The 14,451-nt window shown below is 69.8% G+C and carries 10 protein-coding genes; 5 read left to right on the forward strand and 5 right to left on the reverse strand.

Translation table 11 applies throughout. From position 1 onward, the window contains the following. Positions 1-2: 2 nt before the first annotated feature. Positions 3-659: a DUF59 domain-containing protein gene (locus tag F4Y45_02790; GenBank protein ID MXY23436.1), complete on the forward strand. Its 657-nt coding sequence runs from the start codon at positions 3-5 to the stop codon at positions 657-659. A gap of 80 nt (positions 660-739) precedes the next feature. Here F4Y45_02790 and F4Y45_02795 read toward each other — a convergent pair whose 3' ends face one another. The 3 genes from F4Y45_02795 to F4Y45_02805 all read right to left on the reverse strand — a co-directional run bounded on the left by F4Y45_02795 (position 740) and on the right by F4Y45_02805 (position 2,260). Beyond that, positions 740-1,507, reverse strand: a complete 768-nt coding sequence (locus tag F4Y45_02795) for a hypothetical protein (GenBank protein ID MXY23437.1) — start codon at positions 1,505-1,507, stop codon at positions 740-742. Positions 1,508-1,635: 128 nt separating this feature from the next. After that, positions 1,636-2,025: a type II toxin-antitoxin system VapC family toxin gene (locus F4Y45_02800; protein MXY23438.1), complete on the reverse strand. Its 390-nt coding sequence runs from the start codon at positions 2,023-2,025 to the stop codon at positions 1,636-1,638. Then, positions 2,012-2,260 carry an antitoxin gene (locus F4Y45_02805; GenBank protein MXY23439.1) on the reverse strand — a complete coding sequence of 83 codons (249 nt, stop codon included), beginning with the start codon at positions 2,258-2,260 and terminating at the stop codon, positions 2,012-2,014. The genes F4Y45_02800 and F4Y45_02805 overlap by 14 nt, the downstream gene beginning before the upstream one ends. An 89-nt stretch (positions 2,261-2,349) precedes the next feature. Here F4Y45_02805 and F4Y45_02810 point away from each other — a divergent pair, with 89 nt between their 5' ends. Continuing rightward, complete coding sequence (locus F4Y45_02810) at positions 2,350-3,297, forward strand: homoserine kinase (protein ID MXY23440.1); 948 nt, start codon at positions 2,350-2,352, stop codon at positions 3,295-3,297. Between the two features lie 83 nt (positions 3,298-3,380). Here F4Y45_02810 and F4Y45_02815 read toward each other — a convergent pair whose 3' ends face one another. After that, on the reverse strand, positions 3,381-4,016 hold the full coding sequence (locus F4Y45_02815; protein ID MXY23441.1) for a PspC domain-containing protein: 636 nt from the start codon (positions 4,014-4,016) through the stop codon (positions 3,381-3,383). A gap of 58 nt (positions 4,017-4,074) precedes the next feature. Further along, a complete protein-coding gene (locus F4Y45_02820; GenBank protein ID MXY23442.1) occupies positions 4,075-6,012 on the reverse strand; it encodes a hypothetical protein in 1,938 nt (645 codons plus the stop codon). A gap of 15 nt (positions 6,013-6,027) precedes the next feature. Here F4Y45_02820 and F4Y45_02825 point away from each other — a divergent pair, with 15 nt between their 5' ends. The 3 genes from F4Y45_02825 (at position 6,028) to F4Y45_02835 (ending at position 14,339) form a co-directional block, all read left to right on the forward strand. Then, positions 6,028-9,477 (forward strand): PD-(D/E)XK nuclease family protein, encoded by a 3,450-nt coding sequence (locus tag F4Y45_02825; protein ID MXY23443.1) that lies wholly within the window; start codon positions 6,028-6,030, stop codon positions 9,475-9,477. Further along, entirely contained in the window at positions 9,474-13,382 is a 3,909-nt protein-coding gene (locus tag F4Y45_02830) for an AAA family ATPase (protein MXY23444.1), read from the forward strand. The genes F4Y45_02825 and F4Y45_02830 overlap by 4 nt, the downstream gene beginning before the upstream one ends. Before the next feature lie 99 nt (positions 13,383-13,481). Then, a complete protein-coding gene (locus tag F4Y45_02835) occupies positions 13,482-14,339 on the forward strand; it encodes a glutaminyl-peptide cyclotransferase (GenBank protein ID MXY23445.1) in 858 nt (285 codons plus the stop codon). Positions 14,340-14,451 lie beyond the last annotated feature (112 nt).

Genomic DNA, 14,451 nt, shown 5'->3' on the forward strand with positions numbered 1-14,451 from the left:
CCATGGGGATTCTGAACCTGAATGACGTGCCGCCGCCGTTCGATGACGCAGCCGGGGGTGCGTCCGATTCGCCCACGGATGTGCAGGGCGGTGCGCCGGCCTCCAGGCCGGCAGATGCCTCGACTGGTCCGCCGGCCTCCAGGCCCGCCCCGGGCGCAACCACAAAGACCACGGCGACCGGCGCCGTCATCCCTTCCCACGTCGACGGCTCCGCTCCGCCGCCCCAGGCGGCGCAGCCGGAATCGTCCATCTTCGACACCAGCGCACTGACCGATCCGGAACCGGCTTCCCCCGCGGCGCCCGAGGCGCCGCCCGAGCCAGCGCCCGCGTTTGACGCCGATCCAGTCCGGACGCTCGAGTTGAAGCCACAGATCGTGGAGCAGCTCTCGACCGTCTACGACCCGGAGATCCCCGTCAACATCTACGAGCTGGGACTCATCTACGACATTGGCGTCAACAAGGACGGCGTCGCCGTGATTCAGATGACGCTTACGGCGCCCGGCTGTCCGGCCGCCGTCACCCTCCCGGCGGAGGTGCAGGGGAAGGTCAAGGCGATCGAGGGCGTCAGCAACGCCCGGGTCGACCTCGTCTGGGAGCCCCCCTGGGACAAGGACCGGATGTCAGACGCGGCGAAGCTTCAGCTCGGCATCTTCGACTGAGCTACGGCGCCTGGTGCGCCGGCCTCCAGGCCGGCAGACCACGGGGGGGAAGTGCCGGCCTGGAGGCCGGCGAACCGTGACTACAACGGTTCGACCGTAACTTCGGAAATCCGCACCGTCGACAGCAAGCGCATGGTGCTGGCGACGTAGTCGGGCGTGAGCGTGTCGACCGGCACCTTGCCACCGTCGACCGCGTAGTTGTCCTGATCGGAGAAGAGCACGCCGTTCACGCGCTCGAACGAAATGGCCCGGCGATAGCGGAGCCCGTTGTCGAAGTCGTAGCCGAACTGTTCGATGCGGCCGGTCTCCGGATCGAACCAGAAGGTATAGGCGTCATCCGCGTCGTTGCTCGTGCCCGGGTTGAACGTCACTTTCATCCGATGCAGGTCGCGACCCTCCCACCGGTCGAGCCCCCGGTCCTCGAACAGGACGTCGTCGCCCTTCAGGGTATAGGGCAGCAGCGGGAAAAAGACCCGCGCGTTCACGAACGCGGTGGCGCGCCGCACGCCCTCTTCATCGAGTTCCGATTCGACGCCGTCGATCCACTCGGTGACGCCTTCGTTCGTCAACTGCACCCGCCGCTCCGGCCGCTCGCCCTGCGCCGGGTTGATCACGACAAAGTCGAACGCACCGCCGTTCCGCGTCGCCTCGATCCGGAAGCTCCCCGAAAGCGACGAGATGGTCATCGTCATCCGGGCCCGCTCGTACAGGTCCCCACCGTGGTAGGCGATCGCCTTCTCGACAATCTCCGGCAGCGGCGGATCCGGCGCCGGGGGCGGCCCGCAGGCAACCGAAACGAACGAAGCCGCGGCGACGATGATCCCGGCGACGGCGTGGCGTGGAGTCATCACAACAACCCTCTGTTCTCGCGAGCCGGCACGGCGCGCGCAAAGCGACAGTGTATACCTGTCGCGCACGTGTAACGCCGAGGCCGCGAGGGCTGCCCGAGGGTACCGCTCCGATTCTCCGCGGCCCCTTAGGGCACGCGGGCGACGCCAGGCCGATAGTCGAAACCGGCGTCGCATGTGAAAACGACCTGCGCACCGCGCCGCTCCATCACCGCAAGGTGCAGGCAGTCGCGCGCGGAAAGGACTCGTTGCTCGTGTGCGATCCGCCGGGCGGCTTCCACGTCGTCGCGAGTGATGGGGAATACTGACGCCACTAGATCGTCGAGCATGCGGAACGCGTCGTCGATCGCATGTCTGCGATCGATCGACACGTAGCGATGGACAATCTCCTGGTACACCTCGGCGCTCGTGACGTAGTCTTCTGCCGGATGATGCCGGAGGAACGCCTCGATGCGGTCGCGGTTGAGGTGCGGACCTCCAACCAGGTACATCGGGATGTTGGAATCAACGAAGATCACGGCCCCTCTCAATATCAGCAAGCATCTTGTCGATGTCGCCCGTTGGGTGATCACATGCGAGTGCTTGATCGAGCGCGCGAAGTCGGCTTGCGGGTGTCGGCCCCGAGCTGGAATCGCGTTCGCGGCGCAATGCGCGCCGCGCCCATTCGCTCAGTGTCAGGTCCGCCCGTGTGGCCGCCTGGCGCAGCGACGCCAACTCCTCTTCCGACATCACGACCTGCAGCCGGGTACTCATAAGTATGAGCATACTCCTATTTTCTCTGCTGTAGAGGCGTCAGATGTCGGAAGTGCCGCGCCGGCTGGCGCGTAGGCGATAATCCCCGCATGTCCGATCGGGTGCGGGTGTTCGCGCCGGCGACGGCGTCGAACCTGGGGCCGGGCTTCGACGTGCTGGGGCTGGCCCTCGAGCGGCCGGGTGACCTGGTCGACGCGGAGCCGCGCGATCAGCCGGGGGTCGAGATCGTCGAGGTGACCGGCGCTGACTCGCTAAGCACGGATCCCGGCGAGAACGTGGTCGGGATCGCGGCGCAGGCGGCGCTCGACCGGCTGGACGGCGCGTCCGGCGTCCGGCTCTGGCTGCACAAGCAGATGCCGCTCGGGAGCGGGCTGGGAAGTTCCGCGGCGAGCAGCGTGGCCGGGGCGGTGGCGGTGAACACGCTGTTCGGAGGCACCCTCACGGCGGATGATCTCGTAGCGTGTGCGTTGCGTGGCGAGGCGGCGGCGTCGGGGACGGCGCATGCGGACAACGTGGCCCCGTGCGTGCTGGGCGGGATTGTCCTGATTCGCGCGTCGAATCCTCTCGATCTGATCCCGCTGCCGGTTCCGGAAGCGCTGCGAGTCGTCCTCGTCCATCCGCATGCGGAGGTGCTGACGGCCGAGGCACGCCGGCTGGTGGCGGAGCACCGGTTCTCGATCGGCCAGGCCGTCGCCAACCTCGGAAACGTCGCCGCGCTGGTGGCGGCGCTGCATCAGGGCGATCTCGCGATGCTGGGGCGTAGCATCAGCGACGCTCTCGTGGAGCCCATCCGGGCTCCGCTGGTGCCCGCGTTCTCCGAAGTCAAGGAAGCGGCATTGGCCGCCGGCGCGCTGGGCTGCTCCATTTCCGGCTCCGGGCCTAGCGTGCTGGCGTTTGCCGACTCGGATGCGGCGGCCGATTCCGTCGCGACAGCGATGGAAGGGGCGCTCGCCCGAGCCGGCGTCAGCAGCGACCGCTACGTCGGGCCGGTCAACGCGGCCGGCGCACGAGTTGTCGACCAGGAGCTTGCGCCGTAGAAGTTTCGCGCCAGCGAAACTTCCAACGCGCCGGGCACGGCGCGCTTTCGCGCCAGCGAAACTTCCAACGCGCCCGCACGCCCCTAGGACCGCGGTTCTTCCGCGGCAGTATCGGTCGTTGACGCCGTGGAGTCCGTCGCCGGCGCTGCGGCGTCAGCGTCGCCCGCCAGCTCAACGGCGTCCGCCGGCGACGCGGTGGCCTCCGTCGGCGGAGGAGAGCCTTCCTCCGCCGGAGCCGGGGCTGGCGCCGGCTCGGCCGCGGCCGGCGTCGCGGCGAGCGGCATGATGATCCACGCCGTCAGGTAGATCAGCAGCCCGCCGATCAGAAGGGTGCAGAGCGTGAGCAGCACCCACAACACGCGCACGGCGCTCGGATCGACGCCGAAGAAACTGGCGATACCGCCGCATACGCCCGCCAGCTTGATGTCGGTGGACGATCGCTCCAGCCTCCTGACGCCCTGAACGATCGGTTCCGACCCTTCCTCCGCTTCCGGAACGATGAGCCAGCACACGATGTAGGCGAAGACGCCGAGGAAGATGCCGATGCCCAGTCCCAGCAGTCCCGCCACCGTCAGGCCGAGCCACAACACGCGGATGAACACCGGATCGGTGTCGAGATAGCGCGCGATGCCACCGCAGACCCCGCCGATGCGCCGGTCGACGAGCGAGCGCCGCAGTTGCTTTGGGGTCGCGCCGCCGGGTGTCTGCTGATTCTCCATCGGTGATTCCTCTCCGTTGCGTCCGGTCGCGGTGTGTCTCGTCCTCGCGATTCTAGTTTCAGTCCGGAGGAGGCGGGAACACCGCCTGCCGCCAACCGCTCACGATATGTACGACGCTCGGGCGGCTCGCAAGTTCCATCATCACGAATTGCCGTTGGGACGTGATGTCGTATGCCGGGAGGTTGCCGAGCGCGTCCGCGAGGAAGGTTCCCTCGAGGACGAGCGCCGGTTCGCCAACCGCTGGCCGGGCGTCGCCGTCGCCGATCGGCGCCTCGTACAGACTGCGGCCCCGCCGAAAGAAGAGCGCGTCGCCGGTTCGCGCCCAGACGGGTTCGGTTCCCCCGGCGGGCGAGACCCGGACCGCCGTCGCGCTGGCTCCGGCCGTAGCGACGCGAACATAGACCTGATCGCCATGGGTGCCGTCCGAGACGTACGCGATCCACTGGCCACCGGGAGAGTAAGCGGGCGCGCGCTCGTTGGCCGGGGTCGCAAGCCACGGTTCGGGTTCGTCATCGCTGCCGTCGCGCCAGGTCCAGATGTCGCGGTGGCGGTCCGGGTGCGGTTCGTGGAACGCGAGGCGCCGGCCGTCGGGCGACCACGACCCGGGCGTTCGGAGATCGCCGGCGAGTATCGGACCGGACGTCTCGAACTGCGGGAGGCCGAGACGGAACACCTGCTGCAGGCCGGCGCGAGACGAAGCGAACGTAATCGACCCGCCGTCGCGCGACCAGAGAGGCGAGTGGTTGTCGCCGGCGTCTTCGGTCAGGCGACGGCGTGATCCGCCGGCAAGGTCGAGCAGCCAGAGATCACGCTGCAGGATGGTTGTCGTGGCGCCGAACGCGATGCGCTGGCCGTCGGGAGAAACGCGCGGCGTCTGGTGCTGCGCGACGACGTTGTCGATCGGCTCGGCACTACCGTCGCGATCGACGAGGACGAGGCGGTTGGCGCCGGCGGTAACGGCGGGCGGAACGAAGACGAGCGTGCCATCACGGGCAGCCGCGAAGCGCGCGCGACCGAGGCCGTGATAGCCGATGCCGCTGCTCGCGACTCCCCGCAGAACCGGGCGCGGCGAGAGCGCCAGGGCGGCGCCATCCATCCCGGCGTCCGCGGGGGCTCCGAGCGCGATCGCGATGTCGGACGGGCGATCGCGGGGCGGGGCGGAGGGGTCGTCGAGATTGTCCAGCAGATCCCGGTCGACTTTGGCCGCGAAGATCTCGCCGCGGCGCGCGACCACGATGGTGTTCGGCTCGACCGCGAAGCCGCCCCCGTCCGCCAGAAGCAGCGGGAGCATGCGCCCGGTCCCGACGTGCAGCAGCGCCACGCGCGGATCGCGCCCGTCGCGCCCGATCGTGAACAGGAGGTGGTCGTCGTCGAAACGTTGCGGCCAGCCGTGCGCCGTTTCACCCGATGCGGTGTCGACGGTCGTAATTGGCGCTGGCGTTCCGCCGTCCGGCGGCACGGCGAGGAGGCCGGTCGCGCCGGGACCGCCGATGACGATGGTGCCGTCGTGACGCCAGTGGCCTCCCACCGGCAAACCGGTGAATTCGGCCAGGAGCGCCGGCACCGGGACGGGCGGCGGCTGATCCGGGCTGGCCGGAACCGCCGACCGCTTCAGTTGGGGCCCGGCGAGGAAGGCAATGGCGGAGCCGTCCGGCGAGAAGAAGGGCTGTTCGGCGCCGGCGGTATCCGGCAGCTCCACGGCCTCGAAGCTGTCGATCGGCCGGACGTACAGGCGCGCGCGGCCGTCACGGATGGCGGTATAGGCAAGTTGCCGCCCATCGCGGGACACGGCGATGTCGAGCAACTCCACGTCGTCCGGCACCAGGATGGACAGCGCGCGCCTGGTGGCGGGAGGCGCGGGCGGATCGTCCGCGGTGGCCCACCAGGCGAGAACCGCGGCGAGTCCGGCCAACCCCACGAGACCCGCGATCAACAGCGCCCGGCCTAACCGCCGCGCGTCCGCCGTGCCGTCCGGGTCCGAGGGCTCCGTTCTCATCCGGTCTCATAGTAGATGACGGCGTGGTACGATGCCCGCCCGTTGGCACCTGCCTCGCGCATCACGATCCTGACGGGCCCGGCCGCCGGCGCACGCCTTGACGCGGCGGCGGACTATCTGCGACGCAACCTGCAGGACTCTACGGCGCCCGAGGTGCTGCTGGTCGGGCAGACGCGCGAGGCGGCGGACGAACTGGCGCGCGGCCTGGCGTTGGAGGCGGGGGCCACGTTCGGTCTGCATCGATTCGGCGTGCGGCAGCTAGCGTGGCGCGTGGCGGCGGTGGAGCTGGCGCGTCGCGGCCTCGCACCGGCCAGTCCGCTCGCGGCGGAAGCGGTGGCCACCCACGCGGCCTTCGAGGAGCTGACCGGCCGGCGGCTCAACTACCTCCATCCAATTGCGAAGTTCCGCACGTTTGGCCGTACTCTCGCGGCGACCCTGCGCGATCTGCGCTGCGCCGGCGTCGATCCCGCCGCCGCGAAGGAAACGGGCGGCTGCGGTCCGGACGTCGCCCGGCTCGCCGACCGGTACGACGCGTTGATGGACGCTGCCGGCCTGCTGGACGATGCGGCGCTGTTCCGCGTGGGGGCCGACGTTGCGAGGCGCGACGGGACGACGACGGGCCTCCCACTGGGCGGTCCGCTGCTGCTGCTCGATGTGGCGGTGCTGGACGATGCGGCGTACGATTTCGTTTCGGCGATCGCCGGCCGCGCCAGCTCCGTGTTCGCGACCGTGCCTGCCGGTGACGGCCCGACGCTGGGTGCACTCCGGCGGTTGCCGGCCGCGGAGACGATCGACACATCGGCCGCCGCGGCGGCGAGCAAGGCTGGCGGGGCCGCAGCGCGGGATCCGCTCGACCGCGTACGGCGCTATCTCTTCGCGGCGGAGGATCCGCCGGCCGCGTCCGACACCGCGTCCGACACCGACACCGAGACCCTGACGTTCTTCTCCGCCCCGGGCGAGAGCCGCGAGGCGGTGGAGATTGCCCGGGCGATCGTCAAGGAAGCGGCGCGTGGCATTCCATTCGACGAGATGGCGATCGTGATCCGCTCGCCGGGCGTTTACGCCGGCCTGGTGGAGACCGCACTCGCCCGCGCCGGCGTCGATGCGTACTTCTCCCGTGGCACCCGTGTGCCGCATCCGGCCGGCCGTGCGTTCCTTGCGCTACTTGCTTGCGCGCTTGAGAACCTGTCGGCCCGGCGTTTCTCCGAGTACCTTTCGCTGGGCCAGGTGCCGCGGCTGGATCCTGACGGCGGGCCCCCTCGCAGCGGCGAGCGCTGGACGCTTCCCGACAGCGCGCCGGAGATGACGCCGGCGCTGTCGCAGCCTTCACTCTTCGACGCCGGGGAGAAGACCGCCGTCGCCGACAGCGACTGTGGCGCCGCGGAAGGGGAAACGGCGGACAGCGACGAGACGCCGGTCGTGGGCGGCACGCTTCGCGCACCGCACCGCTGGGACGAGCTGCTTGTCGATTCGGCCGTCGTCGGCGGCCGCGACCGATGGGAACGCCGCCTCGACGGTTTCGCCGCCGAACTCGCCGCCCGCCTGGAAGAACTCCGAAGCGACGAACCCGAGTCACCTCGCCTGCGGCGTGTCGAGCATCAGACTCGGAACCTGTTGCACCTCCGGCGATTTGCCCTGCCCGTGATCGATCGCCTGGCCGCTCTCCCCCAGAAGGCGCTCTGGGGTGAATGGCTCGATCACCTCGAGGCGCTGGCGCCTGAGGTGTTGAAGGATCCGGACGACGTCCTCGCCGTCCTGGGCGACCTGCGGCCGATGGCCAATGTCGGGCCGGCGCCGCTTGCCGATGTGCGCGATGTGCTTGCCGAGCGGCTGACGGACCTGCAGCGCAACCCGCCGCGCCGACGGTACGGCCGCGTCTTCGTCGGTGACCCGGATCAACTGCGGGGCCGGCGCTTTCGCGTCATCTTCATCCCGGGCCTCGCCGAGCGGGTGTTTCCGCACCGGCACCGGCAGGATCCGCTGCTGCTCGACCGTCACCGCGCCGAGCTCAACGCGGCGACGAACGACGACCCGCCGCGCATCGGCCTCCCGAGCCGCCACGATCTGAACCAGCGGGAGAAGCTGCTGCTGCAGGTCGCCGTCGGCGCCGCGACCGACCGGATCTGGGTCTCTTATCCCCGCCTGGAAGCGAGCAAGGCGCGACAGCGGGTTCCGTCGTTCTACGCGCTCGACATAGAGCGGGCGCGCACGGGCCGCATCCCGGATTTCCGCGAGGTGGAGCGCCGCGCGTCCGAGCAGGTGACGGCGCGCCTCGCCTGGCCGGCGCCACCGGATCCCGATCTCGCGATCGACGATACGGAACATGACCTGGCCGTGCTGCACGATCTATTCAGACGGCCGACGGACGAGATCACGGGGCGCGCACGGTACCTGTTCCATCTGAACGAGGGCCTGCGCCGCGCCCTCATCGCGCGGTGGGCCCGCTGGGACCGGCGCTGGTCTAGGCACGACGGCCTGTACGCCGTGAGCGACGCGACGCGCGCGATGTTGGCGGACCACCGGCTCGACCGGCGCGCGTACTCTTGTTCCGGCCTGCAGCGCTTCGCCGTCTGCCCGTACCAGTTCTTCCTCGGATCGGTCGCGCGCATCCACCCCCTCGACGAGATCCCGGCGCCGATCGAGCAGCTCGACCCGCTGACGCGGGGCAGCATCTTCCACGAGGTGCAGGCGGAGTTCACACGGGCGCTCCAGGAGCAGAATGCCCTGCCGGTGACGCGTGCGCGGCTCGCGCAGGCCGAGCAGGAGATCGACAGGATCCTCGACGATGTCGCGGCGCGCAGGAAGGACGAGCTCGTTCCCGCGATAGAGCGGGTCTGGCGCGACGAGATCGAAACGATGCGGACCGACCTGAAGGGGTGGCTCCACCGAGTCGCCGACGAGGGCGGCGAGTGGACCCCGCTGCATGCCGAGTTTGCCTTCGGCTTGCCGCCCGGCCCCGGCTTCGATCCGGAGAGCGTGTCAGAGCCGGCCACCCTGGACGGACGCTGGATGCTGCGCGGTGTCGTAGACCAGATCGAGGCCCCGGCGAGGCCGAGCGAGACGGGCGAGTTGCGGGTTACCGACCACAAGACCGGCAAGGACCGGACGAAGCGGGACATGGTGGTGAACGGCGGTGAGACGCTGCAGCCGGTGCTCTACGGCCTTGCCGTGGAGCAGGCTCTCGGACGGCCCGTCAGCGAGTCGCAGCTCTTCTTCGCCACATCCGTCGGCCGCTACCGGCATCGCGTTGTGCGGCTGGGTGAGAAGGAGCGACGACAGGGGATCGAGGTGCTGGAGGTGATCGACCGCGCCATCGAGACGGGCGTGCTGGTGCCCGCGCCACGCGACCGGGCCTGCGACTGGTGCGACTTTCGGCCGGTCTGCGGTCCTTGGGAGGAGCGTCGGATAGGGAAGAAGGAACGGCAGGTCCTGAGCGATCTCCGGGAGCTGAGGTCCCGGCCATGAGCGACGGCCGCACGCCTCCGCGTCTGCCGCTCGCCGACGGCGAGGCCCGCCACCGGATCCGGCATTCCCTCGACGAGTCGCTGGTCGTCGAGGCGTCGGCCGGAACTGGCAAGACGAGCGAGCTCGTGGCCCGCATAGTTGCCGTGCTGGAGGGCGGGCGCGCGAGAGTAGACCAGATCCTGGCCGTCACGTTTACCGAGAAGGCGGCGGGGGAACTGAAGCTGCGCCTGCGTGAGGAACTCGAGCGAGCGCGGCACTCGGACGCCCGTGACGATACCGCGACCGCCGCCTCGTCACCGGATCCGGCGGAGCGGGCTCAGAAACTGGACGAAGCGATCGCGCATCTCGAAGAGGCGCAGGTCTCGACCATCCACGGTTTCTGCGCCGACCTCCTGCGGGAACGGCCGGTCGAAGCGAGGGTCGATCCGCAGTTCGTGGTGCTGGACGAGTCGCAGTCGCACCGGCTCTTCCGGGAGGCGTTTCAGGACTGGTTGCAGGCGGCGCTCGACGATCCACCTGAAGGCGTTCGGCGCGCGCTCCGCCGCAGGGACTGGTCGGGTTTCGACGACCCGGACACGAGAGGCGACAGCCCGACCGACCGCATCGAGCGCGCCGCCTGGAGCCTGGCCGAGTGGCGCGACTTCACGCGGCCGTGGCGCCGAGAGGACTTTCCGCGCGAGTCGATGATTGATCAGGTGACGGCGCATCTGACGGAGTTCGCCGACCTGACGGACAAGGCGGAGCAGCGCGGTGATCCGCTCTACCGGGCGATGCAGCCGGTGCGCGCCGTCGTCCAGCGGATCCGCGAGACGGACGCGATTCGGCCGCGCCGCCGCGACTACGACGGCATCGAGGCGCAACTGGTGCAGCTCGCCGGCGACCGTGACGTGGTCCGCCCACAGGTCAAGGGTCGCCGCCACCTGTACGGCGCGGCCATCACTCGCGCGGAGGTGCTGGAACGGCACGGGAAGATCGTCGAGGTTCTCGAGCAGTTCCGCCGCATCGCCAATGCCGACCTTGCCGCGCGCCTGCAGACCGAATTGCGAGATCCGATCGAACGCTACGGCAAGCTGAAGGCCGACGCCGGCGCGGTCGACTTCGTCGATCTGCTGTTGCGAGCGCGCGACCTGATCCATGACGACGACGTCGTCCGCGGCGACATGCAGGAACGCTACGCACGGATCTTCGTCGACGAGTTTCAGGACACCGACCCGCTGCAGGCGGAGATCCTGTTGCTGCTTGCCGCTGACGACCCCGAACAGCGCGACTGGCGCGAGGTGACGCCCGCTACCGGCAAGCTGTTCATCGTCGGCGATCCGAAGCAGTCCATCTACCGTTTCCGCCGCGCCGACGTCCGCGTCTACCGGCAGGTGACCGAGCAGTTGGCGCGGGTCGGCGTGGAGATGTTGTCGCTCTCGACCAGCTACCGCGCCGTGCCGATGATTCAACGCCTGGTGAATGCGGCGTTCGAGCCGCTCATGAGCACGCCGCCCGCGCCTGCTTCGGGTGGGAACGATGTCCACAGATCGGGGTACGTTCCCCTCGGGCCCTACCGCTTGGACGAGCCGTCGCAGCCGGCAGTGGTCGCGCTGCCGGTGCCGAAGCCCTACAGCATCCGCAATGTCACGAAGGGGCAGATCGAGGCGTCGCTGCCCGATGCAACCGGCGCGTTCGTCCACTGGCTGGTTAAGGAGAGTGGCTGGACCGTCACCGAGCGGCAGCCGGGCGGGGCAATGGCGCGGGTGCCGGTCGAGGCGCGTCACGTGGCGCTGCTCTTCCGGCGATTCACCAGCTTCCGGGACGACAAGACGCGGCCCTATGTCGACGCCCTTGAGTCGCGCGGACTGCCCCATCTGCTCGTGGGGGGGCGCTCGTTTCACGACCGCGAGGAAGTGGCGACGGTGCGGGGCGCGCTCGCGGCGATCGAATGGCCGGACGACGAGTTGTCGGTGCTCGCGACGCTGCGCGGCGCGCTCTTCGCGTTCGACGACGAGACCCTCTTCGCTTGGCGTTACCACTTCCGCCGCCTCCATCCCTTCCGCGTCCCACGCGCGCTCCGCCCGGAGGCGGAGGGGGAGGCCGGCGACGGCGACGCGGGCGACAGCCTGTCGACGACGGACCGGGAACGGTTCCGCCCCGTGGCCGATGCACTGGCGCTGCTGCGCGAGCTCAGCCGGAGGCGCAACGACGTGCCCATCGCGCGCACCATAGCGATGCTGCTCGATGCCACGCGCGCGCACGCCGGATTCGCCATGCGTCGCGCCGGGGAGCAGGTGCTCGCGAACGTCCTCCAGATTGCCGAACTGGCACGGCGCTACGAGGAAAGGAGCGGCCTGTCGTTCCGGGGCTTCATCGATCACCTGGCGGACGAGGCGGCGGAGCACGAAGCGGGCGAGGCGCCGATTCTCGAAGCGTCCAGCAACGGCGTGCGCATCATGACCGTCCATTCGGCGAAGGGGCTGGAGTTCCCCGTGGTGATCCTGGCCGACCCGACCGCCCGGCTGCATGCGTCCACCGCGAGCCGGTACATCGACTCGGAGGCGGGCCTCTGCGCAATCCGTCTTGCGGGCTGGTCGCCGATCGACCTGATAGAGCACGAGGAAGAGGAGGTTGCGCTCGACCTGGAGGAGGGCGTCAGGCTTGCCTACGTCGCGGCGACGCGCGCCCGCGACTTGCTGGTCGTGCCGGCCGTGGGCGATGGGCCGGAGCCGGATTCCTGGATCACGACGACCGAGGGCTGGAAGGACTACTCGCCGCTGCGTGGCGTCTGGACCAGCCCGCTCTACTCCGCCGTCTATCCCTTCATGGAACGACGCAGGGATGCGGCTCAGGCGGCGGGCTGCCCACCCTTCGGGCGCGACTCGGTGCTGGAACGGCCGGACGACACCGGCGCCACCAGGGACACCGTCTCCCCCGGCCTGCACTCGTGGGAACCGGGGGGGCAAGCAACGCTGGCCGACATCGGCGGCCGAGCCCGCGACGCGGGTGGCGACGGAAACGACGCGGCTAGCAAGGCCGCCGCGCCGGGCGCGGAGATCGTGCCGTTCCCGGATCGAAGCGTGCGGAATGGCGCCGGCGCGCGGGATCCGTCGGTTCCTGCCAGCGCCTGGGAAGTGGTCTGGTGGGATCCGTCGCGGCTGGAACTCGGCGTCGACGCGCCCTTCGGTATCCGTCAGGAGGAGCTGCTCTCGAAGAAGGCGCCGGACAGCGTGGTGGCGGAAGATGTGCGCCGTTACCGTGAGTGGCGCCGGGGCCATGACGACACGTTGGAACGGGGGGCGCGTCGCAGCCTGGAGGTGACTACGGCGACCGCGCGGGCGCAAGCGGCGGCGGAGAGCGTATCGGGTGACGGGAGCGCGTCGGACGCCGCTTTCTCAAACGGAGGAGACGGTTCGATCACGCCGGACGACATCGAGGTGATCGACATCGACCGTGCGGCCGACCGGCCCGGCGGAACGCGCTTCGGGTCGCTCGTTCACGTCCTGCTGGCGACGGTGCCGCTTGAAGAGCCCAGCGGCGCTCCGGGAGTGTTCGCCGGACTGGCGCGCCTCCACGGCCGCGTGCTGGGGGCCACGGACGACGAGGTGGAAGCGGCCGCCGAGGTGGCAATCCGGACGCTGGCGCATCCGCTCATCGCCCGCGCCCGCGGCGCCCTCGCCCGGGGCGAGTGCCGGCGCGAGGTGCCGGTCAGCATGCTCGACGATGACGGCGTGTTGATTGAAGGCGTCGTCGACGTGGCCTTCCGCGAAGACGGCGCCTGGATGGTCGTCGACTACAAGACCGACCGCGAGCTGGACGAAGCCGACGATGCGCTCGACGTCTATCGACGGCAGGTCGCTCTCTACGCCGGGATGATCGCGCGCGCCACAGGTGAGCCCGCCCGCGGCGTGCTGTTGAGGATCTAGCAGCCCGTGGCTGTGTGACAGAATGGCGGAGGGTTCCACGCGGTGAGCGCCAATAGAAGGAAGCGGTCGTCGGGCGATCGGCCGACGACCGCACACTCGATGCGCCGTGTGGTCCGGCCCGGCAAGCCGGCCTGGGTTGCGGGATCGGTTCTCGGACCGGTTCTCGCGCTGGCGCTGATAGCTGCGGCGGCGAGCATCGGCGTCATCCGGTCGGCCGGTGGGGGCGTTACCACCGCCGAGACGATTGCCCGCCAGACGTCCGCCGGCGATGCCGAATCACTTCGCGTCAACGTGCTCCGGCGTTTCGCGCACGACACGTCCGCCTACACCCAGGGCCTGATCTGGTCGGAAGGCAAGCTCTACGAGAGCACCGGCCAGTACGGCGCCTCGACCCTCCGGCGCGTCGATCCGCAGACGGGTGCGGTGGAGCACCGCGTTGCGATTTCGCCTGCCTTCTTCGGCGAGGGTCTCGCCCGGGTCGGAAACCGCCTGATCATGCTCACCTGGAAGGCGCAGCGGGCCTTCGTTTTCGAGTTCGACAGCTTCACGCCCACCGGGAGCTTCAACTATCGGGGCGAAGGGTGGGGGCTCTGCGATGACGGCTCGCGCCTCATCATGAGCAACGGTTCCGATCGTCTGACGTTCCGCGACCGCGAGACGTTCGAGCCCGTCGGCGATGTGGGGGTGACGTTGCGCGGCCTGCCGCTCCCGCAGATCAACGAGCTGGAATGCGTCGACGGCGCGGTCTACGCGAACGTCTATCAGCAGGAGTTCCTGGTGCGGATCGATCCCGCGACAGGCCGCGTCACGCAGTACATCGACGCGGCCGGGCTGCTGACGCTAGAGGAACGGCGCGGGACCGACGTGCTGAACGGGATCGCGTACGACCCGGACGCGGAGACCTTCTACCTCACCGGCAAGCTGTGGCCGGCGATGTTCGAGGTGACGTTCGAGTAACCGCCAGGCGTGCTGGTGCGCCCGCGCGCCCCGGTGGACGCGTGGCAGGCGAGCAGGCTCCTAGCGCCGCGGCACGGCGGTGCGCCCGCCTCCGCCGCCGCCACCCCCGCCT

This window comes from Acidobacteriota bacterium (assembly GCA_009838525.1).
Taxonomy (GTDB): Bacteria; Acidobacteriota; Vicinamibacteria; order Vicinamibacterales; family UBA8438; genus VXRJ01.